The following is a 394-nucleotide window of genomic DNA, read 5'->3' on the forward strand; positions in this document are numbered from 1 at the left end:
GTGACAATGGCAAGGAGGTCACACCTGTTCCCATGCCGAACACAGAAGTTAAGCTCCTTAGCGCCGATGGTAGTCGGACTTACGTTCCGCAAGAGTAGGACGTTGCCAGGCAGTTATATTCGGAGGATTAGCTCAGCTGGGAGAGCATCTGCCTTACAAGCAGAGGGTCGGAGGTTCGAACCCGTCATCCTCCACCATCTTAATAAGCCGGCCTAGCTCAATTGGTAGAGCAACTGACTTGTAATCAGTAGGTTGGGGGTTCAAGTCCTCTGGCCGGCACCATTATTTAAGAGCCATTAGCTCAGTTGGTAGAGCATCTGACTTTTAATCAGAGGGTCAGAGGTTCGAATCCTCTATGGCTCACCATTTTAATCATATATCGCGGGTGTGGCGG

3 tRNA genes and 1 rRNA gene are annotated in these 394 nt (G+C 50.5%); all 4 read left to right on the forward strand.

From position 1 onward, the window contains the following. Positions 1–111 (forward strand): 5S ribosomal RNA (gene rrf, locus SH09_RS14290); the annotation flags it as partial. Between the two features lie 10 nt (positions 112–121). Continuing rightward, positions 122–197, forward strand: a tRNA-Val gene (locus SH09_RS14295). Between the two features lie 9 nt (positions 198–206). Continuing rightward, positions 207–282 (forward strand) — tRNA-Thr (locus tag SH09_RS14300). Between the two features lie 8 nt (positions 283–290). After that, positions 291–366 (forward strand) — tRNA-Lys (locus tag SH09_RS14305). The last annotated feature ends 28 nt before the right edge of the window (positions 367–394 follow it).

This window comes from Staphylococcus gallinarum, from assembly GCF_000875895.1.
Taxonomy (GTDB): domain Bacteria; phylum Bacillota; class Bacilli; order Staphylococcales; family Staphylococcaceae; genus Staphylococcus; species Staphylococcus gallinarum.